This window comes from Bradyrhizobium sp. MI1.11, from assembly GCF_055811255.1.
In genome coordinates this window covers 1-230 of sequence record NZ_JBVVPM010000255.1, presented here as the reverse complement: position 1 = coordinate 230, position 230 = coordinate 1, and the positions used below count along the sequence as shown (strand labels likewise).

At 72.2% G+C, this 230-nt stretch carries 1 pseudogene; it reads right to left on the bottom strand.

Going from position 1 to position 230, the window contains the following annotated elements:
* Window positions 1–230: pseudogene (locus tag AC0L30_RS43275) on the bottom strand (IS256 family transposase); the annotation flags it as partial.

Here is a 230-nt window from a genome sequence, read left to right as displayed (position 1 = left end):
GCCGCCGACAGCGCTACGAACCTCCGCGAGGCCGCCGACTTCGAAACCCCCGATCCGGGCGGTGCCGGCACGTCACCCTCGGGCAGCCGGACAGCACGGCCGAACCGGCGCGTCGACACGTTGATCAGCATCAGGTTCATCGCCCAGCGACCGAGCCAGTCCTCCTGCGCCGCCGTTTCCCAGCTCGGAATCGTGACCTCGCGGCCGTCCACGCCCCGAACCCGCGGGCG